Origin of the sequence: Sporomusa termitida, from assembly GCF_007641255.1 — a bacterium.
Classification (GTDB): domain Bacteria; phylum Bacillota; class Negativicutes; order Sporomusales; family Sporomusaceae; genus Sporomusa; species Sporomusa termitida.
The window spans coordinates 708253-732762 of the sequence record NZ_CP036259.1 but is presented as its reverse complement, the minus strand read 5'-3'; the positions used below and the strand labels follow the sequence as shown (position 1 = coordinate 732762).

Annotated in this window: 23 protein-coding genes; 2 read left to right on the top strand and 21 right to left on the bottom strand. The window is 50.3% G+C overall.

Annotated features, from left to right (window positions below; translation table 11 throughout):
• The first annotated feature begins 54 nt into the window (after positions 1-54).
• Positions 55-1815, top strand: a complete 1761-nt coding sequence (locus tag SPTER_RS03245) for a formate--tetrahydrofolate ligase (RefSeq protein ID WP_144349033.1) — start codon at positions 55-57, stop codon at positions 1813-1815.
• 104 nt (positions 1816-1919) lie between these two features.
• Here the strand turns inward: SPTER_RS03245 and cysK (SPTER_RS03240) are convergent, their stop codons facing one another.
• From cysK (SPTER_RS03240) to SPTER_RS25575, 17 genes are all read right to left on the bottom strand, one after another.
• Positions 1920-2855: a cysteine synthase A gene (gene cysK / locus SPTER_RS03240; RefSeq protein ID WP_144349032.1), complete on the bottom strand. Its 936-nt coding sequence runs from the start codon at positions 2853-2855 to the stop codon at positions 1920-1922.
• A gap of 244 nt (positions 2856-3099) precedes the next feature.
• Positions 3100-4266 (bottom strand): ABC transporter substrate-binding protein, encoded by a 1167-nt coding sequence (locus SPTER_RS03235; RefSeq protein ID WP_144349031.1) that lies wholly within the window; start codon positions 4264-4266, stop codon positions 3100-3102.
• A 308-nt stretch (positions 4267-4574) separates the two neighbouring features.
• Entirely contained in the window at positions 4575-5225 is a 651-nt protein-coding gene (locus SPTER_RS03230; protein WP_246105459.1) for a TatD family nuclease-associated radical SAM protein, read from the bottom strand.
• A complete protein-coding gene (locus SPTER_RS03225) occupies positions 5191-5544 on the bottom strand; it encodes a DUF2292 domain-containing protein (RefSeq protein ID WP_246105458.1) in 354 nt (117 codons plus the stop codon). The genes SPTER_RS03230 and SPTER_RS03225 overlap by 35 nt, the downstream gene beginning before the upstream one ends.
• A 145-nt stretch (positions 5545-5689) precedes the next feature.
• Positions 5690-6571 (bottom strand): ABC transporter ATP-binding protein, encoded by an 882-nt coding sequence (locus SPTER_RS03220; protein ID WP_144349030.1) that lies wholly within the window; start codon positions 6569-6571, stop codon positions 5690-5692.
• 68 nt (positions 6572-6639) lie between these two features.
• Positions 6640-7569 (bottom strand): cysteine synthase A, encoded by a 930-nt coding sequence (gene cysK, locus SPTER_RS03215; RefSeq protein WP_144349029.1) that lies wholly within the window; start codon positions 7567-7569, stop codon positions 6640-6642.
• Between the two features lie 301 nt (positions 7570-7870).
• Positions 7871-9166: a nitrogenase cofactor biosynthesis protein NifB gene (gene nifB / locus SPTER_RS03210; RefSeq protein ID WP_144349028.1), complete on the bottom strand. Its 1296-nt coding sequence runs from the start codon at positions 9164-9166 to the stop codon at positions 7871-7873.
• 53 nt (positions 9167-9219) lie between these two features.
• Positions 9220-10095: a nitrogenase iron protein gene (gene nifH / locus SPTER_RS03205; RefSeq protein ID WP_144349027.1), complete on the bottom strand. Its 876-nt coding sequence runs from the start codon at positions 10093-10095 to the stop codon at positions 9220-9222.
• Positions 10096-10286: 191 nt separating this feature from the next.
• Positions 10287-11174, bottom strand: a complete 888-nt coding sequence (gene panB, locus SPTER_RS03200) for a 3-methyl-2-oxobutanoate hydroxymethyltransferase (protein WP_144349026.1) — start codon at positions 11172-11174, stop codon at positions 10287-10289.
• Positions 11175-11216: 42 nt separating this feature from the next.
• Positions 11217-12953, bottom strand: a complete 1737-nt coding sequence (gene ilvD / locus SPTER_RS03195) for a dihydroxy-acid dehydratase (protein ID WP_144349025.1) — start codon at positions 12951-12953, stop codon at positions 11217-11219.
• A gap of 42 nt (positions 12954-12995) precedes the next feature.
• On the bottom strand, positions 12996-14240 hold the full coding sequence (locus SPTER_RS03190) for a nickel pincer cofactor-dependent isomerase, group 22 (protein ID WP_144349024.1): 1245 nt from the start codon (positions 14238-14240) through the stop codon (positions 12996-12998).
• Between the two features lie 21 nt (positions 14241-14261).
• A complete protein-coding gene (locus tag SPTER_RS03185) occupies positions 14262-15530 on the bottom strand; it encodes a TRAP transporter large permease (protein WP_144349023.1) in 1269 nt (422 codons plus the stop codon).
• Positions 15527-16006, bottom strand: a complete 480-nt coding sequence (locus SPTER_RS03180; protein ID WP_170233129.1) for a TRAP transporter small permease — start codon at positions 16004-16006, stop codon at positions 15527-15529. The genes SPTER_RS03185 and SPTER_RS03180 overlap by 4 nt, the downstream gene beginning before the upstream one ends.
• A gap of 88 nt (positions 16007-16094) precedes the next feature.
• Positions 16095-17099, bottom strand: coding sequence for a TRAP transporter substrate-binding protein (locus tag SPTER_RS03175; protein WP_144349021.1), 1005 nt, complete (start codon positions 17097-17099; stop codon positions 16095-16097).
• 109 nt (positions 17100-17208) lie between these two features.
• The gene (locus SPTER_RS03170) at positions 17209-18474 is read right to left on the bottom strand and encodes a four-carbon acid sugar kinase family protein (protein ID WP_246105596.1); all 1266 of its coding nucleotides are present in this window, start codon (positions 18472-18474) and stop codon (positions 17209-17211) included.
• Between the two features lie 201 nt (positions 18475-18675).
• Positions 18676-20610 (bottom strand): sigma 54-interacting transcriptional regulator, encoded by a 1935-nt coding sequence (locus SPTER_RS03165; RefSeq protein WP_144349019.1) that lies wholly within the window; start codon positions 20608-20610, stop codon positions 18676-18678.
• Between the two features lie 112 nt (positions 20611-20722).
• The gene (locus SPTER_RS25575) at positions 20723-20848 is read right to left on the bottom strand and encodes a hypothetical protein (RefSeq protein ID WP_281289494.1); all 126 of its coding nucleotides are present in this window, start codon (positions 20846-20848) and stop codon (positions 20723-20725) included.
• A 155-nt stretch (positions 20849-21003) separates the two neighbouring features.
• Here SPTER_RS25575 and SPTER_RS03160 point away from each other — a divergent pair, with 155 nt between their 5' ends.
• The gene (locus SPTER_RS03160; protein ID WP_144349018.1) at positions 21004-21804 is read left to right on the top strand and encodes an alpha/beta hydrolase; all 801 of its coding nucleotides are present in this window, start codon (positions 21004-21006) and stop codon (positions 21802-21804) included.
• 90 nt (positions 21805-21894) lie between these two features.
• Here SPTER_RS03160 and SPTER_RS03155 read toward each other — a convergent pair whose 3' ends face one another.
• From SPTER_RS03155 to SPTER_RS03140, 4 genes are read right to left on the bottom strand one after another with little or no spacing between them, the layout of a single operon-like run.
• Positions 21895-22554, bottom strand: coding sequence for an ABC transporter ATP-binding protein (locus SPTER_RS03155; protein WP_144349017.1), 660 nt, complete (start codon positions 22552-22554; stop codon positions 21895-21897).
• 15 nt (positions 22555-22569) lie between these two features.
• On the bottom strand, positions 22570-23769 hold the full coding sequence (locus SPTER_RS03150; RefSeq protein ID WP_144349016.1) for an ABC transporter permease: 1200 nt from the start codon (positions 23767-23769) through the stop codon (positions 22570-22572).
• Positions 23770-23792: 23 nt separating this feature from the next.
• Positions 23793-24197, bottom strand: a complete 405-nt coding sequence (locus SPTER_RS03145; RefSeq protein WP_144349015.1) for a DUF4418 family protein — start codon at positions 24195-24197, stop codon at positions 23793-23795.
• A 14-nt stretch (positions 24198-24211) separates the two neighbouring features.
• Entirely contained in the window at positions 24212-24421 is a 210-nt protein-coding gene (locus tag SPTER_RS03140; RefSeq protein ID WP_144349014.1) for a hypothetical protein, read from the bottom strand.
• Positions 24422-24510: the final 89 nt, after the last annotated feature.

The following is a 24510-nucleotide window of genomic DNA, read 5'->3' as shown; positions in this document are numbered from 1 at the left end:
TAAGCTGCAGACAGTAAACCAATGTGTAGTTAAAAAAGAGGGGGATGTATTTTTATGGCTTGGGATCCTACAGTATTGAAGGACTGGCAAATAGCCGAAGCGGCAGAGGGGAATATCCCAACTACCGCCCAGTACCAAGAGATGATGGGGCTGCAAAAAGATGAAATAATTCCTTATGGTAAAACGCCGAAGATTGATTTCCTGAAGGTGATCGACCGTCTGAAAGATAAACCGGACGGCAAATATATTGAAGTAACCGCGATCACGCCCACCCCCTTAGGGGAAGGCAAGTCAACCACTTCCATCGGCATTATGGAAGGCCTGGGCAAACGCGGTGTGAATGTGGGCGGCGCCCTGCGTCAGCCTTCCGGCGGGCCGACTATGAACGTTAAGGGGACTGCGGCCGGCGGCGGTAATGCCCTGTTAATTCCGATGACCGAGTTCTCCCTGGGCCTGACCGGGGACATCAACGACATAATGAATGCGCATAATCTGGCGATGGTCGCCTTAAATGCCCGCATGCAGCATGAGGCCAATTATACCGATGCCGAGCTGGACAAACGCGGTCTGAAGCGGCTGGATATTGATCCGAAAAATATTGAAATGGGCTGGGTGCTGGACTTTGCCGCCCAGGGCCTGCGTAATATCCTCATTGGCCTGGGCGGCAAAAAAGACGGCTTTATGATGCACTCCAAGTTTGGTATCGCCGTTGGCTCGGAATTGATGGCGATTCTGGCTGTGGCCAGAGATCTGGCCGATATGCGGGAACGGTTCAAACACATCGTGGTTGGCTATAACCGCCAGGGTAACCCGGTTACGACCGGCGACCTGGAAGTGGACGGGGCCATGACCGCCTGGATGCGCAATACCATCAACCCGACCCTGTGCGCCACCGTGGAAGGGCAGCCCTGTTTTGTTCATGCCGGCCCGTTTGCCAACATTGCAATCGGTCAGTCCTCGATCATAGCGGACCGCATCGGCCTGAAGTGCTTTGATTATCATGTTACCGAGTCCGGTTTTGCCGCCGATATCGGTTTTGAAAAATTCTGGAATGTAAAATGCCGCCTGAGCGGTCTGAAGCCAAACGTCTCGATCCTGGTAGCCACTGTACGCGCTTTGAAGATGCATGGCGGCGGCCCCACCGTAGTACCAGGGCGGCCGTTGCCTGATGAATACACCCGGGAAAACCTGGGCCTGCTGGAAAAAGGCTGCGAGAACATGGTGCATTTGATCAACATGATCAAGAAGTCCGGCGTCAAACCGGTTGTATGCATTAACGCCTTCTACACCGATACGCCGGCCGAACATGCCCTGGTCAAGAGAATTGCCGAGCAGGCCGGCGCCCGCGCCGCGGTCTCGGAGCATTGGTTAAAGGGCGGCGACGGTGCCCTGGATCTGGCCGATGCGGTCATGGATGCCTGCAAAGAAGAAGTCGACTTCCAATACCTCTACCCGTTGGAAATGCCGCTGCGGCAGCGGGTTGAGCGGATCGCCACCGAAGTCTACGGCGCTGACGGCGTGGACTGGGCGCCGCTGGCCGAAGAGAAAGCCAAGAAGTTTGAGTCTGATCCTAAATATGCCGACTACTGCACAATGATGGTTAAATCGCACCTGTCCCTGTCGCATGAACCAACCTGGAAAGGCGTGCCCAAAGGCTGGCGGCTGCCGATCAGAGATGTATTGGTTTATGGCGGCGCCAAGTTCCTCTGCCCGATGGCCGGCGCTATCAGCCTGATGCCGGGCACCAGCTCCGATCCTGCCTATCGCCGCATTGATGTTGATGTTAAAACCGGCAAGGTCAGCGGTTTATTCTAATAAGTGCAAGAATAAGCAAATTCACAGCCTTGAATTTTATAAACTGATGAAAAAATAAGCGCTCTGCAGCAGCTGCTGCAGAGCGCTCTTTTTTATTCTCTTTATTATTCCTCGCCAAACAGCGGGGTTGACAGATAGCGTTCACCGGTGTCCGGTAAAATGACAACGATGGTTTTGCCTTTATTCTCCGGACGTTTGGCCAGTTCGGAGGCCGCATGAAGGGCCGCGCCGCTGGATATGCCGACAAGCAGTCCCTCGCTGGCAGCCGCATCTCTTGCCGTCTGATAGGCTTCATCTGTTTGGACGGTAATGATTTCGTCAATCAGGCCGGGTTTGAACACATCAGGCACAAAACCGGCGCCAATGCCCTGAATTTTATGGGGACCGGGGTTGCCGCCGGAGAGTACCGGCGAGTCTGCCGGCTCAACAGCAACGATTTTTAAGCCGGGTTTGCGGTCTTTAAGGACTTCGGCAATACCGGTAATCGTGCCGCCTGTACCGACGCCGCCGACGACAATATCAACGGCCCCGTCAGTGTCGCTCCAGATTTCTTCAGCAGTCGTCGTGCGGTGGATGGCAGGATTAGCCGGATTTTTGAACTGCTGCGGTATCCAGGCATCAGGGGTAGTGGCAACAATCTCTTCGGCCCGGGCAATGGCGCCTTTCATCCCTTTCGCGCCTGGTGTCAGCTCTATTTGCGCCCCCAGGGCCTTGACCAGCTTGCGCCGTTCAATGCTCATGGTTTCCGGCATTGTCAAAATCAGCTTATAGCCACGGGCGGCGGCGACGAAAGCCAGGCCAACGCCGGTATTGCCGCTGGTAGGCTCGACAATGACAGTATCCTTATTAATAAGCCCTTTTTCTTCCGCGTCCTGAATCATTGCCAGACCGATACGGTCCTTGACACTGCCCAGCGGGTTAAAGTATTCAAGTTTGGCAAGTACTTTACCGCCAAGTTCTCTTTTTGCCGCATAGCTTTTCAGTTCGACAAGTGGGGGGTTACCAATTAGTTCAGTCAAATTCCCATAAATTTTAGCCATGATATCCCATCCTCTCATATCGTTAATGATATTTTAACCTTTTTTACTAAAAATAAGTATTGATGGAGGGCCGTAAACTAAAAGAGGCAATCGAAGCTAACTCAGCCGTCGATTGCCTCCGGTTTTCCGGTCAGCAAGAATATATCTTATATATATATGGTAGCACATGTGCAGTAAACTGTCAACCATTTTTGGGCAAATTATCCGGTTGACAAGCCGCATCCTGGCAATCGAAAACTGGTCTTTATAGTTTAGGCGTCACTTTTTCTTTAAATATCTGCTGGCCGTCTTTCATCTCAATTACAACGGCGCTTTTGATCGGGTTGTGATTGGCGTCGATGGTCACCAGGCCTGTACTTAACTGCAGATTTTTGGTTTGCTCCAGCGCATCGCGAATTTTAGCCGGATCAGTGCTGTTGGCCCGCGTGATGGCATCAATCATCAGTAAGCCCGCATCATAGCCCAGAGCGGAAAAAACGCTGGGTTCCTGGCCGTATTCCTGTTTGTAGTCGGCAATGAATTTTACAACATGAGGGTCGGTGTCCTGTGAGGAAAAATGGCTGCTGAAAAATGAATTATTGAGCGGTGCCGCGCCGGCGATTTCCACCACTTTGGCATCATCCCAGCCATCAGTGCCCAAAAACGGCATATTCATGCCCATCTCCCGGGCCTGTTTAAGGATTTTGCCTACCTCTTCATAGTAAGCCGGCAGGAAGACCACATCCGGGTTAAGAGCTTTAATTTTAGTCAGGGTAGACTTAAAGTCCTGGTCTTTTTGAAGAAAAGCCTCTTTGCCCAGCACCTGGCCGCCATTTTGCGTAAACAGGGTTTCGAAAGACTGGGCCAGCCCCTTTGAGTAATCGGAACTGTTGTCAATATAGATGACAGCTGTTTTGGCCGTCAGCGTATTGCTGGCAAAGTTGGCCATAATGGTACCCTGCAGCGGATCAATGAAACAGGACCGGAAAGCATACGGACGGGTTTTGCCATTATCCACGGTAATCTTTTCATTAGTGCCTGTCGGGGTAAGCACCGGCACCTTATTGTCCTGGGACACCTGCACGGTAGCCAGGGTATTGGAACTGGTCGCCGGTCCAAAAATAGCCACAACCTTGTCCTGGGTAATCAGTTTGGTGGCAGCATTGGTTGCCTCGGCCGCTTCTGACTTATTGTCGGCCAGGACCAGAGTAATCTGCTTGCCCATAATCCCGCCGGCGGCATTGGCCTGTTTGATTGCCAGTTTAATGCCGTTGACCGCCTGATTGCCGTAATTGGCAACACTGCCTGTCAGTTCAAAATTACCGCCGAGTTTGATGACATTGGTTTCTTCTTTGGCGCCGCCGCCGCAACCGGCCAGTACACCGGCCATAAGCAGCGTACTCATAGCTGCCGCAACTAATTTTTTTCGCATCTTTGCTCCTGCCCTTCTTGTTCCCCGGACCGATGATTCCTGCCGCAAGTATGTACTTGGGCCCTTTTGTTTTAGAATGTATTTGTGTCGAGGAATTTATGTATTTTGTACTCAAAGCACACTATACACCTTTACATCTTTATTGTCAATACATTATGGCCTTTCTTTTTTCATTAATACAACCGTCTACTTGCAGGGAACAAAGGAGGCTATTCTGCATACCTAGCCTGGATTACCCGGTCCTCATACCACCGCCTGGAAAATACAAAAAGGGCGATAAACTGTTGTCCAGTTCATCGCCCTGTTAATTAGTCAACAAGCTTCCTCACTCTGAAGTCCACACCGACTTGCCGGGCAATCTCCCGACAAGCCCTGATATCTGCCGGCGGCATGATATCGACGACTGTCAATACGACTACCGGGATATATTGTTTACATTTACCGGCGAATTCCAGCATCGACGCATAGGCCTTTTCACCAAATTCCGATAGACAGATCGCCTGATACTCTTGGGCATTTTTTGCGTTCATACTGATAGAAACAGCATCTACCAGCCCGGCCAGCAACGGCGTAATATCCTGCTCATAAAGCAAATTGGCCTGACCGTTGGTATTAACCCGGATGGGTACAGCATAGCTTTTCTTCAGTTCCCGGCAGATGTCGATAGTAGCGTCTGCCCGGGCCAGCGGTTCGCCATAACCGCAAAAGACAAACTCGCTTAAGCCTGCAGTATCCCACTGCTGAATGTCCCTAAGCACCTCGGTGACTGTGGGTTCCCGCTCCAGCCAGAGATTAAGGCCGTCAGCAACACCAGCCGCTGTGGTTCTTACGCAAAAAACACAGCGGTTGGTACAGCGGTTGGTTATGTTGATATATAAGGCAGTCCCCAGCTTATAGGTAATTGTCATCGCTTTCGCCATTGCTTTAGATGCCATCGCCGTGTATTCCCTCATATTCATTAATACGCCGTTTCTCCGTTTTCTCAATCTGGTCCACCCTGCCGTCTTCAATCCGGATGATTAGCTGCCCATACATCAACCCCTGCAGCTGAGCAATAATTTTGGACTGTAAAGAATGCTGGCCCTCAGGTACATCACGGATTACATAGCCTTTTCTATTTTTTGAGGAGAAAATGAACCTTTCTGTTCTCTCCATCTTAATGACACACCCATCTTGAATTGTTAAAATCAAGTGTCCGTACTGGACAGTATGAAGAGAATGCCGAATCAATTCCATAACTTGAGGTAGCAGCAGCTTCTTAGGCGTTAATTTCTCCACCCACAACACCTCCCATTTTTTAAGCAGTAACCGAAAACAAGATGTGTGAAATAAAAAAGCTAAGGGACGGATTTGCCAAGCAACAAGTCCCCTAGCCTTCAGTATGTCTGATCAGCTAATCCCGTTATTCAACTGCAGATCCTGCCTACAGGGCGGCCGAGGAGGATATTGATTCCGCAACACTTTGATCTGCCGCCGGCTTCTTGCCGCCTGTAAAATGCTCATTCTGGAGCAGTTCCCAGATTTTATGCCTGACCCAGCCGAAATCGGCCGATGACCGAATGCCGTCACGGGGCCGCGGCAGGTTAATGCTGACAATTTCCTTTATAGTCCCGGGATGGGCCGACATTACCGCTACCCGGTCCGCCAAAAAGACAGCTTCGTCAATGCCATGGGTAACAAAAATTATTGTCTTCTTCGTCTTTTCCCAGATGCGCAGCAATTCTTCCTGCAGCACTTCTCTGGTCTGGGCGTCGACAGCGGCAAACGGCTCATCCATCAGCAGTACTTCCGGGTCATAGGCCAAAGCCCGGGCAATGGCTACCCGCTGTTTCATTCCGCCGGACAGTTCATGGGGATACCGCTCTTCGAAGTTGGTCAGGCCAACCATTTCAATGTACCGCTGACTGATTTCCTTACGGTCTTTTTTCGGGACTTTTTTTATTTCCAGCCCGAATTCCACATTTTTTCTGACCGTGCGCCAGGGAAACAGGGCATAACCCTGCATGACAATCCCCCTATCCAGGGCCGGTCCGGTTATTAATTTGCCGTCAATTGTGATCTCGCCGGAACTGGGAAAGGCCAGCCCGGCAACCATATCCAGGAAGGTGGATTTGCCGCAGCCGCTTGGTCCGACAATGGCCAGAAACTCTCCTTGTTTGACAGTGAGATCAAGGTGTTTAATTGCTTCAAATTCAGTTGCGGCTTCGTTCGGCTGCCGTTTGACCCAGTAGACTCGCCGGATATTCCGGGCAATAATTTTAGCTTCTGTGCCGGCACTGTCTGCTGCCACCTGGCTGTCAGTCATAATAGATCCCCCTTTATTGTTAGTCTATGAACAGGAATTGTGCTGTTAGCAGCACACGCTAAAGAGAATTACTCCTCCGCGAAAAGCACAGTACTCAAATAGCGTTCACCGGTATCCGGCAGGATGACCACGATTGTTTTCCCTGTATTCTCCCGGCGTTTGGCCACCTGCAGAGCAGCAAAAGCGGCCGCACCGGAAGAAATACCGACAAGCAGCCCTTCTTCTTTGGCCAGCCGGCGGGCAATGATCAGCGCTTCGTCATTTTTTACTTTAAATATCTCATCAATCACGTCCTGGTTCAGCACATTGGGAACAAACCCGGCACCGATTCCCTGAATCTTGTGGGGACCAGGCTGACCACCGGACAGTACGGGCGAGTCGAAGGGTTCAACTGCCACCACTTGGACAGCAGGATTCCGTTTTTTGAGTACCTCGCCGACACCGGTAATGGTGCCGCCTGTACCTACTCCCCCCACAATAATATCGACCTTGCCGTCTGTATCCTGCCATATTTCCTCGGCGGTAATGGCCCGGTGAATCTCCGGATTGGCCGGGTTGTTAAACTGCTGGGGAATAAAGGAGTTAGGCGTTGCCGCCGCCAGTTCTTCAGCTTTTAAAACCGCCCCTTTCATGCCGGCCGGGCCGGGAGTTAGAACCAGCTCAGCCCCATAGGCTTTTAACAGACTGCGCCGCTCCACACTCATGGTTTCCGGCATCGTCAGGATCAGGCGATAGCCTTTGGCAGCGGCAATAAAGGCCAGGGCAATGCCGGTATTGCCGCTTGTAGGTTCAATAATCACAGTATTTTTATTAATAATTCCTTTTTCTTCGGCATCTTTGATCATGCTAAAACCAATACGATCCTTAATACTGCCGCCAGGATTAAAAGACTCCAGTTTTGCAACCACTTCAGCCTGAGCTCCTGCGGTTACTTTATTGAGCCGCAGGAGCGGTGTCGCGCCGATTAATGCGGTGATGCTGCTGGCAATTTTAGACATAATAGCTTATCCTCCTTAAAAATTTTCCTGATAAACAAAAAAGCAAAGAATAATTCTAAACAGAATAATCTTTGCCTTCAGCATGTTCTACTGATCAGTCAAATCGTTGTATTAACATGTCTTCGCCAGATTGGTAGCCCTCAGTATTTTCGACTGTCAGGTTACCAGGCAAATAAAAAGGCCAAGGCACATCCGCGGATAATACCTCAGCCTTCAGTCATTCTGATCAGCCAATAATCTTTCAGTATAATTATCTACAATTATACTGATTAGTAAGTATTTGTCAATCACTTTTTCCGGCTCACTTAAATCCGCTGGCCTGTTTAAGGGGCAGAGCCTCAAGCTGGCTTACCGTGTAACGCAGACCGGTTTCAACGGTGTCACAGTATTCGCTAATATAAACGCCACTGTTCTGCAGTTTTTCCTTGGCATGATAGCCAATCCGCATCGTCAGCACCGCATCGCAATCCTGCAGTGAGTCAATGAGCTGCTCCCGCCGGCTGTCCAAGCCGGTTGTATCACATTCTGCCAGCCCGGCGCAGTACTGGGCGGCGGCCCGGGTTTCCCGGAGCTGGAACGCCTGCCCGTCTCCCTGGTAAATAAAAAACCGGGTTGCATGGCCGAAGTGCTGGTCGACCAGCTTGCCGTATTTTGACGTTACGGCAATTCGGTATGATTTCCGGGCTTCATTGCTGGGCACTGTTGTGCTGTCCTGGCTGCGGTTGCCCATCCGGAACTCCTGCGAACGGTCTTCGTGCAATAAGCCGACGGCATCGGCCCGGCATTGCTGGCAGTGCCGCATCTGCTGAATATCAAGCTGACAGACATCCCGCAGGGCATTGACCTCTTTCGTACTTGTCTGGGGCAGATGCTGAAAAGCGCTCCCCGGGGCCGGAATCAACGGCATAATATTAGTAACAAACACACCCATCTCTTTCATCTTTTTGACGACTGCCGGTATATGTGTATCATTGAGATCCTTAATCATAACAATATTGATTTTGACAAGCACACCCTGTGCCACCAGATTCGCTATGCCGGCTAACTGATTAGCCAGCAACAATTCTGCCCCCTCAGTGCCCGTATAGGTCTTACCCTGATAAGTAATAAAGGCATAAATCCTGGCACTGATAACCGGATCTAAGGCATTAACCGTTACCGTAACATGCCGGACACCCAATGCCACAATCTCCGGGGCGTAGGCCGGCAGCAGCAAACCATTCGTGGATAAGCAAAACGTAATATCTTCATTGATGGCTTTGATGCCGGCAATCGTCTGCCTGGTTAAGTGCCAGTCCGCCAGGGCATCGCCCGGACCGGCAATGCCGACTACACTCAGGTTCGCAATTTTTTCTTTGACCCAGACAAATTTATCGCAGGCAAGCCCGGGTGTCAATACCTCGCTGGTAACCCCCGGTCTGCTCTCATTGACACAATCAAACTTCCGGTTGCAGTAATTACATTGGATGTTGCACCGGGGAGCCACCGGCAAATGCATACGGGCGTATTTATGATGGGCCTCGGCAGAGTAGCAGGGATGCTTACTGGTTTTCTCCAGGGTATCCCCGCCTAGAGAGCCGGAGCATATGCATGCCATATGGTTTCACCTCGCTTTTTCAGATACGCACAGTTACAATCCCCTCAGGCGCGTTAGATGCCGGCAGCCGCACTGCGGACTTCACCTGTTTCCAAAGCCAGCAAATGATCAGCCCATTTGGCCGCCCACTCGCGCAATTCAGCTGTTTCCAGCGGTGACGGTACTTTGGATTCCACTGTTTCAACCACCCGTTTCGCCAGGCGGCTGTAGATTTTCGCCTGCTCTGAGTTGGGTGCTGCCTCGATGGTTGTTTTCCCCTGAAGTTCAGCCTGGGTTACAGTTACCGACCGGGGAACATACTCGACAACCTGTGTTTGTGTGCGGTGCACAAAATCATCAATGATCTCTTTGGCATAGGGGAGATTGATGGAATTGGCAATCAGGCCGCCCAGCAGTGCCCCCCCGGAATTAGAGTACTTTTGAATGCCTTTGAATAGGTTGTTGGCCGCATAAATGGCCATAAAATCCGCGGAAGACACAGTAAATACATGCTCGGCAATGCCCTCGCGAATGGGAACGGCAAAGCCGCCGCACACCACATCGCCTAACACATCATAGATAACAACATCCAGATCCAGTTCATCATAGACTTTCAACTGTTTGAGCAGCTGCACGGCCGTAATAATCCCCCGCCCGGCGCAGCCCACACCCGGGGCCGGCCCGCCTGCTTCCACGCAATACACACCATTAAACCCTTTGTAAATTACGTCTTCCGCCTGCACCTTGTTTTTTTCACGAAGTGTATCCAGGACTGTAGGAATGTAGGTACCGCCACGCAGGGTATTGGTCGAGTCCGCTTTCGGATCACAACCAAATTGCATCACTTTATAACCTAACTTCGATAACGAAGCGCTGATATTGGAGGTTGTGGTTGATTTACCAATTCCTCCTTTGCCATAGATGGCAATCTGTTTAATCTTTTTGCTCATTTGTTATTCCTCCTAGAGAATTGCCAGAAAAACCAAAAGAGGTCAGAACAATACTTCGGCCGAAGTATTGTTCTGACCTTTGGTTATCTACCAATCAGTCGCCTATAAATCAATTCAACTTTTAACACATTATACCGAATACCTGCCAAAAACACAAGAGGATTTTGCAATATTTTTATCTTTTACCAGATTTAAATTTGTTTATCCGGCTGGGGGGTGGGGCGGTGGCCGCCTGCCAACGCCACTAAAAACTCTTTGGTCTCTTCCTCGCTCATCTTGTACGCATGCTCAGTATCAACCGGGAATTGTCCCTGTCTTACTTCAGCGGCATATTCCCTGAAGGCATTGGTCAGGACTTCGCCAACACCGGCATATTTCTTAACAAACTTCGGGGTGAAGTTATCATACATGCCGACCATATCGGCGTAAATCAGCAGTTGGCCATGCGTGTAAGATCCGGCACCAATGCCAAGAATGGGAATGCCGGCGGCTTCGGTAATTGCCTTACCAACCACCGGCGGTACTCCTTCGACTAAAATACTGAAGGCCCCGGCTGCTTCAAGCACTTTGGCCTGATCCACCAGCTTCATGGCCGCCGCCGCGCTGCGCCCCTGCGCTTTATAACCGCCAATTTGTCCCATGAATTGCGGAGTTAGACCAATATGGCCCATGACCAGGATACCGGCCTGTTGAATGGCTCTAACCCTGCGGGAAATCATTTCGCCGCCACCTTCGAGCTTAATGGCGTCAACCGCAGCCTCTTTTACCAAACGCCCGGCATTAGCAATAGCGTCTTCATCCGATTTTTGATAAGACATATAAGGCATATCGCCAACAATAAAGGTCTGGGGAGCGCCGCGCCGTACGGCCTGACAATGGCGAACCATATCATCCATCGTTACCGGGAAAGTGGTGTCATAGCCCAAACTTACCATGCCCAGCGAATCTCCCACCAAAATCATATCAATGCCGGCCTTTTCCTGCATTTTGGCAGTAAGATAGTCATAGGCCGTTAAGTAAACAATCTTTTCTCCTTTGGCCGCCATGAAACTGAAATCATTAATTGTCTTTTTTGCCATAATAGCACCCTCCTATTTTTTATTAGCATGTTCGGTTATTGACTAAATCTCTAAGCCTGCTCCTTCAGTACACGTGCGGGCCAGTTTTTTGTAGAGCCTAAGTAGCGGTGTTGTCTCTTTTACCGGGAATACTTTGGTTTTCTTACGTTCGGCCAGGATTGCGGCCACCGCTTCAGGTGTGGCCGGTTTACCTTTAATGCCGACAATATCCAGAGTGCGGGCAGCGACATCCATTTTTATCAGATCGTCATCTTCCAGATAGGCAATCGGGCCGCCTGCTACTCCTTCCGGAGCAATATGACCGACTGCCGGTCCCCGGGTGGCGCCGGAAAAACGGCCATCGGTAAACAGAGCCACGCTGCTCGCCAGCTCAGGCATATTCCATAAGGCCTCGGTCGTTCTCAGCATTTCCGGCATGCCGGAGCCTTTTGGTCCTTCAAACCGGATAAAGAGGGCTGTTTTCGGGCCAATTTTCCCGGCAAGCAAGTCAGCCACCGCTGTTTCCTCAGAATCAAATACACGCGCCGTGCCAATAAAGTTGTGAATGGCCTCATCTACACCGGACAACTTAATTACAGCGCCTTCAGGCGCCAGGTTGCCTTTGAGAATTTTGATGTTACCCTGGGGCTTCACCGGCTTTTGCCGGGTTTTAACAATATCACCTGCTGATATTTTGTAATTTGTCAGGTAACTGTTTACTTCGGCAAACCAGCCTGCTGCTGCCAGCTGTTCCAGGTTCTCACCCACAGTCTTGCCGGTAACAGTCATGGCATCAAGATATAATATATCTTTAAGCTCACGCATAAGGGCCGGTACACCGCCGGCATACCAGAATAAATCGGTTGGCCATTGTCCCCCTGTTTTCAGGCTGACAAGTACAGGTACTTCACGATTAACAGCGTCAAACTCCTGCTGTTCGATCGAAATTCCCACCTCACGGGCAATAGCCGGCAGATGCAAAAGCGCATTGGTAGACCCCCCCAACGCCGCGTGAACCATCAGGGCATTCATGAAGCTCTCTTTCGTAATAAACTTGCGGGGAATCAAGGAATTTTGGACATTCTCGGTAATTTGCCGGCCTGACCGGCGGGCAAACCGGGTCAGATGAGTCGTGTACGCTGCGGCCAGGGCATTTCCCGGCAGAGCCAGTCCCAGCGCCTCTGCCATGCATTGCATGGTACTGGCCGTCCCGATAAACTGGCAGGCACCGGCACTGGGACAACAGTTCCGCGAATAGTACATCAGCTCCTGCTCGCTGAGATTCCCCTTGGCATATTTGTCGCCTGCTCCATACAGTATCTCGGAAGACATATACTCAGGGCCGCTGAGCATTGAACCGCCGCAAACATGGATTGCCGGCATATCAAGACGCAGCATGGTCATTAATTGCGCGGGTACCGATTTGTCGCAGGATGCCATGAATATGGCGCCGTCATAGGGTGACGCCAGGGCATGGATTTCGAACATAAAGGACATAATCTCCCGGCTGGCCAGGGAGTAATTCATCCCGTCATGGGCCATCGCAATACCGTCACAGATATCGGTAACTGCATAAACTGCCGGTTTTCCCTGTGTTTCATAAACACCAATTTTAGCCTCATCAGCAAGTCCGCCCAAGTGGCTGCTGCCAGGATGACTATCGCCATGAACAGTGTCAATGAGAATCTGCATTTTCCCCAGATCGGAATCATCCCATTGCATTCCGGCTCTCAAGCCATCACCCTGATAATTTACGGTTCGTAAATACTGACTGCGACTGCGCTTGCAACTACAACTCATTTAGTCAGCCCCCTTATTATTAACTCTTATCAAGCCTGCTGCTTACCATGCTAGCATTAAGTCGCCATTACTATCAAACACTTTCGTTACAGCAGTTTTTTCGACAACATATTCTGCCGGCACTTCCCTGATCAATGCCGGTGAAATATACATCTCGCCAAGCGATAGCGTGTTTTTTATAAACACCATGCGCGCACAGTCCCAGTCTGCGGCACGGCCGCATGTGTTGAGTCCGACGCGAACGGCTTCGTAATCATTAGACACTTTTACCGGTACGAAACACCGCTCTAAGAAACCGGAAGTGATGGTATTGATATACGTTTTGGGAAAATCCACTTTATGATACAGACGTTCAGTAATAACGTCCGGAATTCCCAAGCCAACTGCATTACCTCCGGATTCTTTGGTTAAATCCAGAGCCACGATCCGTTTTGGCCCCCCCGGTTCGTCAACTACCTCGCCGATGCGCATCCGTTTCGTAACATTGGGATCTACCCCAACCCCGGAAATATTTTTTCCCATTTCCCGGACAACAAGCACGTCTAAATTGTCAAAGGGAATCCGGGGCAGCAGTTTCTTCGACAATACCAGCAGTTCTTGCTCCCGGCTGAAAATATTTCCCGCCCCCAGCACTTCGATCATTGCGGTTTCATCAAACTTGTTTTCAACAATAGCCACCGCCGCGATTAACGGCACCCGCTGCAGCACGACGGCGGCTACTTGCGGAATGAGCTCCCTGAGCCCGCTGATGCCGTGGCGGTGGATGGCCTCGGCTTGCGCCCGTTTCCCGATCCCGATCGCTAACATTTTAACCACACCGCTCTCATGGGGACCATGAAAATCGGTATGCGCTTTTACTCTGTTGACAGGCACGACACCATCCAGAGCCACCGCGTTTCTGTCGGCATATACCGGATGGCCGTTGACGTCACCCACCTGTTCGACTTCCATGCCGGAAACAATGGGCACACCAAGATACTCCTCAGTAATTCCGTAATCAGCCAAAACGGCTTTTTGCCCTGCGGCGGTGGCTCCGCCGTGGCTACCCATGGCCGGCAGGACAACGGCCTCTGCCCCGGCTGCCTGCAGCAGGCCGGCAACATGCTTAATAATTTCCTTCATGTTACGGATACCCCGGCTGCCTGACAGAACGCCGATTTTCTTGCCTGCCAGTGATTTTCCCGCCGTTTGGTCTCTGAACCCCTCGTCAATATGGCGGAATATATCGGCAAGCTCTAGTTTATCCGGCCGCTCCGTATCTTTGATTAAGTACAGTTCCTGTTTCATTGCTACCGCCTTCCATGCTTATTATTTTTTAATTACCCAGGTAGTCAATTCCGGCACATAGGTAATGAGCAGTAACACAATCAGCATAATGCCGACAAAGGGAAGCATCGCCCGGCTTAAGGTTAATAAAGGTACTTTAGATATATTACTGGCAACAAACAGGGCTGTCCCTACCGGGGGCGTCAACAAACCGATCGTTACATTGATGACCATCATCAAACCAAACTGGACAAGGTTAACGTCCAGTGACTGGGCTACAGGTACCAGCACAGGCACCAGTAAAATAATGGCCGGCCCGCTGTCTAAGAACATGCCGACAAAAAGGAGCAGTAGGTTAATCATGGCTAAAACAACAAATTTATTGTCGGAAAGACTCAAAATTGCCGCGGTAAGCTGCTGCGGTATTTGTTCACAGGCTAGCAACCAGCTAAATAACGAGGCTGTGGCAATCAGGAAAGAAATTGTGGCTGTACTGATCGTTGCCTGCCCAAAAACCTGGGGAAAATCGCTCCATTGTAATTCCTTATAAATGAACTTACCGACCACGATAGCGTATACAGCAGCAACAACCCCGCCTTCGGTGGGAGTGAAAACACCATAGCGAATACCAACAATAATAACTACCGGCATCAGGAGGGCCCAGATCGAATCTTTAAAAGAAACCCACCGCTCCGACCAGGACTTTTTGCCTTCAATTGGATAACCGCGCTTGATAGCTACATAATGGGCGTAAAGCATGAAACCGCCGGCACACAGTAAACCAGGCAAAAACCCGGCCATAAACAAGTCACCAATGGAAGCATTGGCCGACACCCCGTAAATAATCATGGCAATACTGGGCGGCAGAATCAGGCCGATACTGCCAGCCGCAGCTACCAAAGCGGCAGAATAATCCCTGTGATAGTTACGTTTTGCCATTTCCGGCACCATGATGCTCCCAATAGCGGCCGTATCGGCAACAGCTGACCCGGAAATACCGCCCATAATGACCCCGGTAATCGAAACCACATGCGACAAACTGCCGCGGATGCCACCCACCAGCGATAAAGCAAAACCAACAATGCGGCTGGTAATCCCGCCTTTTTCCATGAGCGAACCGGCCAGCATAAAGAAGGGGATGGCCATTAGCGGGAAAGAGTCTACTGCGGCAAACATCCGCTGCACTACTACCTGCAACGGGTAATCACCAACAAATACCATGGCCGCTAAGGAGGCTATACCTAAGACAAAGGCAATGGGCACTCCGAGAAAAACCAAGGCAATAAAAGTTGAAAATAGTATAGGCGTCAAACCTTAGGACCTCCTTGTATGCAATCTTCATACAGGTTTTTGGCCAGGTAAAAAACAATCAGCGCACCGCTGACCGGTAAAACCAGGTACACCCATTTCATTGGCAGCTGCAATGCTGCGCTGACCTGACGCGAACCAAGGGTCATCATATTGACCGCGGCATAAATCATAACACCGGCCAGCGCCATCATCGCCAGGTAGCCAAAAGCGATTACCGGCTTTCGTAACTGCCGCGGCAGTTTGCCGATGAGCACGTCGAGCGCCACATGGGACCGGTTGCGCACTGCCAGGGGCGTGCCCAGGAATGTCATCCATACAAACAGGTACCGCCCCGCTTCCTCCGACCAGGTTAATGAGTTGCCAAAGGCATAGCGGGCAATGACCTGGAGAAAAATTATCGATACCATAGCCAGCATTAACAAAAAGCATAGCCCTAAGAGAAGCTTGTATAACTTTTCTTCCCACACTGAGAACACAGGCATTTCCCCTTTCTTAATTAAGAGGACTTCCCCGGAGACTTCATCCCGGGGAAGTCCTCTGCTGTGCAGCAGAATTTAGTTAGAATTACTTGCCGGCTTCGATAATTTTATTATAGAGATCCAGCCCGTATTTTTCAGCAAATTCCTGATGCGTGGTTTGGGCTGCTTTAGCCCACTCAGTAGTATCCGGTTTGGTTACCTGCATTCCTTTGGCCTGTAAATCGTTTAACAGGTCATTCGATTTGTCGGCAACCAGTTTGTTCTCATATTGAGTGGCTTCTATGGCAGCTTCGCTAATTGCTGTTTGCTGATCAGGCGTCAGCTTCTCCCAGGTCTTATTGCTCATCGCCATAACAACATACTCATACTTGTGATTGGTCATGGCAAGATATTTTTGCACTTCATAAATTTTACCGGCATGGATGTACGGTACAGGGTTTTCCTGAGCTTCAATCACATTTTGCTGCAATGCGGTGTAGACTTCTCCCCAAGCCATCGGGGTGGGATTTGCGTCCATAGCTTTCCAGGCGGCGACCATGGGGGGAATCTCCGGTACCCGGATTTTTATTCCTTTAATGTCCGCAAGCGAGTTAACCGGCTTATTTGTGGTTAATTGACGCGGGCCGCGCTCCCAGAAGGACAGCCCTCTGATGTTCGAGCTTTTCAGTAATTTGTCTAACAGTTCATCGCCTACCGGTCCATAGATTACCTTGCGTAAATGTGCTTCATCCTTAAATAAATAAGGCATTTCCATGATTTGTAAGGTCGGCTCAAAATTGCCGAGAACTCCGGCAACTAAAGCAAAGTCTACCGAGCCCATCTGTAAACCTTCCGTCATATCGCGGTCATTGCCAATGGTGGAGTTGGGAAATATTTGAACTTTCACTTCCCCATTCGTCTTTTGCTCAACCAGTTCGGCAAATTTCCGGGCTCCTTGATGCCACAAATCGGCTTCGCTTTGTATGTGTCCTAACTTGAGTGTAATTGGTTTCTTCGCAGATCCGGGCTCACTTTTCGTGCCGGTTCCGCCACAGCCAGCCACAGTAACAAGGCTAACCGTCAGCAAGGCCAGCAAAAGCAGTTTTTTCATAATTTCCCCCTTATTTTTCTATATAGTGCCTGGCAAATGCCATTCCTTTCCTGCCTTATCCCTCCCTTGCCCTGCCATTAGCAGCCATTGACACTATATGAATCCCTTGTTATAACAACTCCAATACTTTCCGCAGCGAGTTTCGCTTGCCAAAACCACCGGCTTTAGTGACCAGATGCAACCCGTCGCAATGGCCGCCAACTGCTTTGCCAATCGGTATCCCTGCGAGTAATTCCCGCTCAAGATCAATGACTGTGATCCCCAGAGTCTGGCAAATACTTGTCGCCGTCCCCCCGCCGGATATAACAAGATTACATAAACCATGCTGTTCAGCAGTTTCCTTGGCAATGTGGGCTAATAAGGCAGTGACAATATGACCAACCTTTTGTACCTGTACCGACAGACTGAGAGCATCTGTGTGGTTGCGGTTTTCCAGCAGTGTATCAATGACAACTACCGGAATCCGGCCGTTAATCAGCGCGGCTCCTATACTTGTCATCACCCTTGCCTGTTCTTCCGCAATCCGGCCCGCATAGATAGCCGCTGCCTGAATAGGAATTAACTCCGTATCGGGATAATCCAGCATGCTGGTTATTTGCTCTGCGGTAACCTGATTTAACGTTCCGGCAACCACCAGGGTCCCCTGCCGCGCGCTCAAAATTGCCTGGTTTACAACCTTCCAGGCAATCGGCAGACTACCCGCTAAACCGGATGAACCGGCGGCCAGATACGGGAGCGGCAAGCGGCATAAAGCTACGGCAATATTCCGCAGATCTACTTCAGTCACTGCATCAATGGCAATCACGCGGATGCCGGCGGTATGCAAAGCGGTAATTTTCTGGACAATCTTTTTCTCACCCTGGCGGACATCATTAAGGTCAATAACAGCCACCGGTAAACTGGGGCTGCATCTGATAATGGAAGGTATATAACCGACAGGAACAGGCACACTGCTGCCGCCCCATTCTTGCACAAGCTGCAAATACCCATTTTCCACAATCCGTCCATGAGCCGGATAAGAGGGTACGATGACCGCCAGAGTAAGCGCCAGTGCATCCATCATGGCTTGTAGTTCTTCGATAATATTTCCCCGTAACGTGGAGTCAATCTTTTTATAAAATCGCTTAAACCCAAGCTTGTGCAACGCCGCCGCTACTTGGTTAACGCGGTCATAAGCCACCGCGGCCGAAACGGTCCGTGAGTTGGTGTTGACTGAAATAACGTCTACACCCGCGCAGCGGCCAACTACATCCAAATGGTTCAGTACAACTTGTGTACTAAAGCCAAATTTCCGAAATTGTACCCCCGCGTCATTGGCCCCGATTAGGTTGTCTGCGATAATCGCCAGCCGTTCCATCAATATATCCAGCCTCACTTTCAAAAAATATATAATGCAAGTATCGCGCCAATTTTTCTGATTAATCATTTTATTCCGGCAAAAGCAAGAACGGCGCGGATCATTGTCTAAATAGTTGTATTGTTATAATTTTTTCAAAAATTCTCGATTTCAAATTGAAAGCCTGATATATGCAAAAATGATATATCAGGCCTGTTATTCGAGTTATAGCCGCCATTTTTATTCTTCTTTCATTTTGAAATTGCTTCTTTCATTTTGAAACGTTCTCGTTTTCCGCCAAATCGTAGTCGTACTGATTCCCAAAATTTTTGCAGTATGTTCGTGGCTGCCTGTTTCCTGCAATACCTGCCTGATAATTGACTGCTCCATTTCCTGCATGGTTCCTTTTGGCACCAATCTTATTCCGTCATCCTGCCGGTCACAGTCTGAGTCCAATACCCTTTCCAGGTCATTACCGGTGACAACATAATCTTGCTTGAGAATCATTAACCGCTCAATGACACTCTCCAGTTCTCTTACATTGCCCGGCCACTGATACCTGTTCAGTATATTCCAGGCCGGGGCACTAAACTGCAGCGGCCGTTTCAACAACTTTGCCGCCAGCTTATGATTGATTTTTTCGACCAAACAGGGAATATCTTCTTGTCTGGCCGCCAGCGGCAGCAGTTTTAACCTGAGGATACTTAACCGGTGATAAAGATCCCGGCGAAATAATCCTTTTGCGATCAACTCCGGTAGATCTCTGTGCGTCGCCGCAATGACACCGACATCTACCGGGATAATTTTATCCCCGCCGATGCGCATAATTTCACGCTGTTGAATAACTCTTAACAGCCTGGCCTGAATGCTTAACGATATTTCGCCAATTTCGTCGAGAAAAATAGTTCCCTGATCAGCCTGTTCGAACAGACCTTTTTTCCCATTCTTGCGTGCACCGGTAAAAGCCCCGTACTCGTAGCCAAAAAGTTCACTTTCCAGCAGGCTTTCCGGTAAAGCAGCACAGTTAACAGCAACAAAGGGTCCGCCAGAGCGCCGGCTATAATTGTGGATACTTTGGGCGATAATCTCTTTTCCGGTTCCGGTGTCGCCATTGATAAGGATTGTAGAATCCACACCGGCATAATTTTTTGCTGCCGCTATGGTTTCTTTCATGCTTGCATTGGCAGTGATAAAGTCGTCAAAATGGTAGACAGCCTTATACCCTTTCCCGCCATGATCTTTACTCCACTTATCCTTATAAACAAATTGCGCTTCGGTGATCGTTAATACCGCGCCAATCGTTTGCCCGCCCACAATCATCGGCACCACCCGGCAAGCCAAAGCTTGTTGATCCCCTCCTGTCAATGACACGATTCTTGTCTGGCCGTAGTGCAGGGTATCGTCTAGGTTGATATCGGCCAAGAAAGCCGCAGCAAGATTGGTGTTCACCTGTTCTTCACTCGTCTTTAGCATTTTTTCTGCCGCATGATTCATATAAGTGATCTGTCGGCGGCTGTCAATGGCCACAATTCCTTCGCCCGTAAACTCCATAATGGCTTGAAACTGCTTAAGTTTGGCCGCATTAGCACGACCGGCAGCGACTAATTCCCGGGCCTGCCGCACAGATTGCAGTAATGCTTCCCGGCCTACCGCCACCGGAAAAACCGGAATTCCGTTGGTGATAAATTCCGGCTGAACATTCTCAAGTGCAGCTATGTTCGGAACTTCGCTGACTATGGCGGCGATTTCGTCCGGACCTGCTGCCGGCACTCCGGATAAAACCTTAGTCTTTAGCCCCACAATGTCAGTTATCAGTGTGGCGTTATCAACAATAGAATCACCGCTTAACCCTACCACCAGCTTAGTGTTATCCTGCTCCTCTTTATTTTCTGCCAGCCAGTTCTTTGTCTGCTGCACCCCCCGTAAAATGTCCAGAACACCGGGGCGGAGAGAAACTGTCGGGATGCTGACTGTTGTTTTCACGGCTTCGTCAAAGGTTGCATAACAAATAAGCACATCGGCACCTTTTTCACTGAGCTGCTGTGCGATCGCAATAACATCTTTGCCTGAGGCCATCGCCACATGAATCCTTTCTCCCCAGTCACGGAATAAATCCACAGCCCGTAAAGTAAAGTCCTGGTTAGGAGCAATCAGGGCAATTTTATCTGTTTGCAAGATTAACACTTCCTCCTACAATTCAGTCAGGTGCCAACGGCAGTCTGTTCCTTGGAGCGAACGAAATATAATTCACGAATATTCCGACATATTAAATCCTCCTGCAACGACCTTATAGTTCATTATAAATCACATGTGTTTGCAGGTAAAGAAGTTGCTGATTCCCTTTTTTTGCCGGCTGCTGATGAATATGTTTCAGCAGGGTGTAGAAAAGCAAGCTATCTGTTTCTACTGCCAAACACACGCTTCCTTTATCTCTCTTGACGAACCTCGCAACCCCTGCTATAATTTTATTTAATAAAATTAATACTTACCGCTGATTAGAAAAACTAAAGGCCAAAAACGACGTAAGTCGCTTTCTGGCCTCTTTTATTTTAAGGGGGATGACCACAAATGAAACAGCATGAATGGATAATAAGCCAAAACCGTAAACTGTCAGCCATGATTCATGCCCACAGCTTCACGGTAACCCAGACACCGGTTGTGATCTGTTGCCATGGCTTTACCAGCGATAAAATCGGCTCCAATCAATTAAACCTGCACCTGGCCAATGCCATTGCTACGGCCGGCATGATTGCCGTTCGCTTTGACTTTACCGGCTCCGGGGAAAGCGAAGGCGAGTTTGCGGCAGATACAACCATTAAAAACTGGCAGGAAGATCTGCGGAATGTCGTAAGCTGGGTAAGGAACGTGCCCGAGTTTGAAGGTCTGCCGGTTTATCTGGTAGGACACAGCCTGGGCGGTCTGATTGTGCTCAGGCATGAAGATACGGGGATTGCCGGCCGGGTGGTGTTAGCGCCGGTAACACAGCCTGTGGAAAACTTCCGGGACATTATCCTGGGCCAGGACCTCTGGCAGCGTTCTTTACAGGGCCGGACAGTTGCCAACTTTTTAGGCAAGGGCTTCAGTCTCAGCCCGAATTTTGTGCAAGACCTGCTGGAAAACCGCTATGAGCTGCTGCCGCAGCTTGGCCGGCAGCGCTCACCCCTGCTGGTTATCCACGGGACTCAGGATATCGTAGTACCGCCGGCAGGCTCCGAGGTTATCTATGATCAATACCGGGGCCGGAAAGAGATTATCCGGCTGGAGGCAGACCATGTGTTTACAGGCCGGCATGAGGAGCTGACCGACCTGGTAACCCGGTGGCTAATTATACAAAAAAACAGGCTGGGCACCTTATGCCAAGGACATTGATTGCCAGAAATAATAAAGGTGAGCTTACCTGAAGCAAAATCAGGCGGCTCACCTTTATTTTGTTGCCTGCGCCCCTCACTAACCAGCCGTTTAGGCCGGACGCAGCGTTTTTTCCGCCAGTTGGAAGGTCTGGTCGGCGCGGGCTGCCAAACCGGCATCATGGGTAACAATAACAACACCGGTCCCGCCGGTGCGGGCTGCCAGCAGACATTCAGTTACCTCAGCCGCCAGAGACGGATCAAGATCATTAGTCGGCTCATCGGCCAGTAATACCGGCGGTTTAAGCAGCAAGGCCCGGGCCAGGGCAATCCGCCGCAATTGTCCAAGGCTAAGTTCCTGGGGCTTATGGTGCAAGCGGTGGGACAGCCCAAAATTCTCCAGCAAAACCTTTGCCTCCTGTTCGACTTTTACCCCCTTCCTGATAAACCAGGCCGGAGCGATTACATTCTCCAGCGCGGTCAGCGAATGGATCAGGCGGGCTCTTTGGAAAACAAAGCCCACATACTCCCCCCGCAGTTTTGCCAGCCGGGAAGCAGCCAAATTGCCAATGTCCTGACCGTCTACCAGTACTGTACCGGAGGTTGCCCTTTGCAGCAATCCCATAATTGACAGCAGGGTAGTCTTCCCGCCGCCGGAATGACCGGTAATCGCCGCCGCCGTTCCCCTGGCCAAAGCAAAAGAAACCTTCGCTAAGATAACCTCCTCCCCGTACTGTTTGCCAACATCCCTCAGTTCAATCAGGTTGCTCATATTTTCCTTCTCCTTTTAGTCAAACTCCCCCCGCGTCATAATGACACTAGGATCAATACGGCTGCCCCGGCAGGCCGGCAGCCAGGCAGCCAAAGCCCCCAACCCGGTAAATACCACGGTAATTAACACGGCGGTACCGGCAAAAAAAAGCCAGGACGGCTGCACAAAGGGAAAGGACTGATAACTGGCCAGCAGGTGCAGGCCGGCAGTATACAACCCGCTGCCCAGCGCCAGTCCGGCTACCGATCCGGCCAGAGAAACTGCCACTGCCTCGCCGGCAATAATGGCGCCAATGTGCCGTCCGGAGGCGCCAAAGGCCAGGTAAAGCCCCCATTCGGCCTGCCGTTCCCAGGTCAGCGTATAAAACCGCGAAAACAGGTGCAGCAACGATGTCAGCACTGCCAGTAAGCCAATGCCGCCAATCAGAAAGACAAATACCGTAAACTGATCAGCAATCCGTTTTTTGACTTCTGCCGCCACAATAGGTTTCATGAGTCCAACCGCTTGGATGTTAGCTACTACCTTATCAATATCCACCCCTTCATCAACCTGCACCAGCAGCGTCGAGATCAGGCCCTCCGGCGGCCCCTGCTTTTGCCACACCTGCTTGAGCGAGGTATCCCTGGCCACCACCCGTCTGGCCTCATTCATGCTGACCAGCAGGGAATAATCCAGGGTTGTTCCCGTTTCCTCGGCAATGGTTACGATATTATACCACTTGCCCAATATCGATATTTTATCCTGGGTCCAAATCGGCACCTTCGCACCAAGAATTACCTCATCATCGCTGAGTCCGGTTTTATGCACCTGCTTGAGCCAGGGGGCAATGATCCAGTCACTCGCCGGATCATAACCGATCATCCTGTTTTGACTGCCAATGTCGTGACAATCGGCAGTCAGGGAATGGGTATAAAACTGGGGTGTAACCGTACGGACCCCTTCAACACCCCGCACCCCCTCGGTATACTCTTGGGGCATATAAGAATTGGCAGTTGCCCCGCCGAACAAAAGCAGGCTTGGCTCCAGCGTCACACCGTACGGCACAATGACAATATCGGCGCCCATCCGTTGCTTGGAAAGCTCCATGCCTGATGCCACCCCGTTATATATAGCGGCAACACTGAAGACTATGGCTACGCCAACGGCAATGGAAACAACGATGGCCAGGCTTTGGAGCCTGCGGTGCAGCAGACTTTTCCAAATAAGAACGATCATAGTCTAGTCTCCTTCCCAACCCCTTATTCATGAAATTGATTGCTGCGCCAGGTCAGCCATACAATCCCGGCCCCTGCCAAAGCCAGCAAACTGCCGCCAATAGCACTGAAAAAAGCCGTTTTCTGGCACCCGCCAGCCTCACAAATACCAAGCGCCCAGGTCTGGGGCAGGATAACCACAGTAATGCCTAGCAGTAAAATAACAAAACCACTGAGCAGGCGCGCTTCATCTGTACGCAGCACAAGCAGGGCACTGGCAAGAATGAGTGCAAGTAAGGCAATAACAAACTCCGCCTGATAGGTATAATGGCAATGCATCGGGCTGCCATTTTGCATCAGCCCGTTACAAATAGGAATTAGTCTGGGTAAAACAAGCAGCAGGACACTGAGCAGGATTGCGCTCCAGGAAAAAAACTTATATTTTGTCATTCGATCAACTCCTTTTAACCCACATGTTTAGCTACAGGGATAGTGACCGGTATTGTCGCCACCAGCTTCGTATTGCTGGCTGCAGGAACCTGCAGGAACGATTTATGCATCTCATGTGTGCCGCCCTGCTGCCGCAGCGGCACCCGGTTGACCCCGGAATATAGGGCAGCAAGCCCCAATACGAATACCAAAAATGAGACCACTACAAACCTGTGCAATGTCATAATTTCCCCTCCCTAATTTTCTCATTGTATTGAAATACCAAAGGCCAGGAATGCTTGTAAAGCAATCCCGGCCTTCAGTCCTTCTAATC

What these genes read in the sequence shown, in the direction of transcription:
- SPTER_RS03160 (WP_144349018.1), top strand. Translation starts at nt 21,004, where the DNA reads ATGAAACAGCATGAATGGATAATAAGCCAAAACCGTAAACTGTCAGCC.
- SPTER_RS03230 (WP_246105459.1), bottom strand. Translation starts at nt 5,225, where the DNA reads ATGAATATGAGGGAATACACGGCGATGGCATCTAAAGCAATGGCGAAA.
- nifB (WP_144349028.1), bottom strand. Translation starts at nt 9,166, where the DNA reads ATGGCATGCATATGCTCCGGCTCTCTAGGCGGGGATACCCTGGAGAAA.
- SPTER_RS03190 (WP_144349024.1), bottom strand. Translation starts at nt 14,240, where the DNA reads ATGAAACAGGAACTGTACTTAATCAAAGATACGGAGCGGCCGGATAAA.
- SPTER_RS03235 (WP_144349031.1), bottom strand. Translation starts at nt 4,266, where the DNA reads ATGCGAAAAAAATTAGTTGCGGCAGCTATGAGTACGCTGCTTATGGCC.
- ilvD (WP_144349025.1), bottom strand. Translation starts at nt 12,953, where the DNA reads ATGAGTTGTAGTTGCAAGCGCAGTCGCAGTCAGTATTTACGAACCGTA.
- SPTER_RS03155 (WP_144349017.1), bottom strand. Translation starts at nt 22,554, where the DNA reads ATGAGCAACCTGATTGAACTGAGGGATGTTGGCAAACAGTACGGGGAG.
- SPTER_RS03245 (WP_144349033.1), top strand. Translation starts at nt 55, where the DNA reads ATGGCTTGGGATCCTACAGTATTGAAGGACTGGCAAATAGCCGAAGCG.
- SPTER_RS03145 (WP_144349015.1), bottom strand. Translation starts at nt 24,197, where the DNA reads ATGACAAAATATAAGTTTTTTTCCTGGAGCGCAATCCTGCTCAGTGTC.
- SPTER_RS03140 (WP_144349014.1), bottom strand. Translation starts at nt 24,421, where the DNA reads ATGACATTGCACAGGTTTGTAGTGGTCTCATTTTTGGTATTCGTATTG.
- cysK (WP_144349029.1), bottom strand. Translation starts at nt 7,569, where the DNA reads ATGTCTAAAATTGCCAGCAGCATCACCGCATTAATCGGCGCGACACCG.
- cysK (WP_144349032.1), bottom strand. Translation starts at nt 2,855, where the DNA reads ATGGCTAAAATTTATGGGAATTTGACTGAACTAATTGGTAACCCCCCA.
- SPTER_RS03175 (WP_144349021.1), bottom strand. Translation starts at nt 17,099, where the DNA reads ATGAAAAAACTGCTTTTGCTGGCCTTGCTGACGGTTAGCCTTGTTACT.
- SPTER_RS03220 (WP_144349030.1), bottom strand. Translation starts at nt 6,571, where the DNA reads ATGACTGACAGCCAGGTGGCAGCAGACAGTGCCGGCACAGAAGCTAAA.
- panB (WP_144349026.1), bottom strand. Translation starts at nt 11,174, where the DNA reads ATGGCAAAAAAGACAATTAATGATTTCAGTTTCATGGCGGCCAAAGGA.
- nifH (WP_144349027.1), bottom strand. Translation starts at nt 10,095, where the DNA reads ATGAGCAAAAAGATTAAACAGATTGCCATCTATGGCAAAGGAGGAATT.
- SPTER_RS03150 (WP_144349016.1), bottom strand. Translation starts at nt 23,769, where the DNA reads ATGATCGTTCTTATTTGGAAAAGTCTGCTGCACCGCAGGCTCCAAAGC.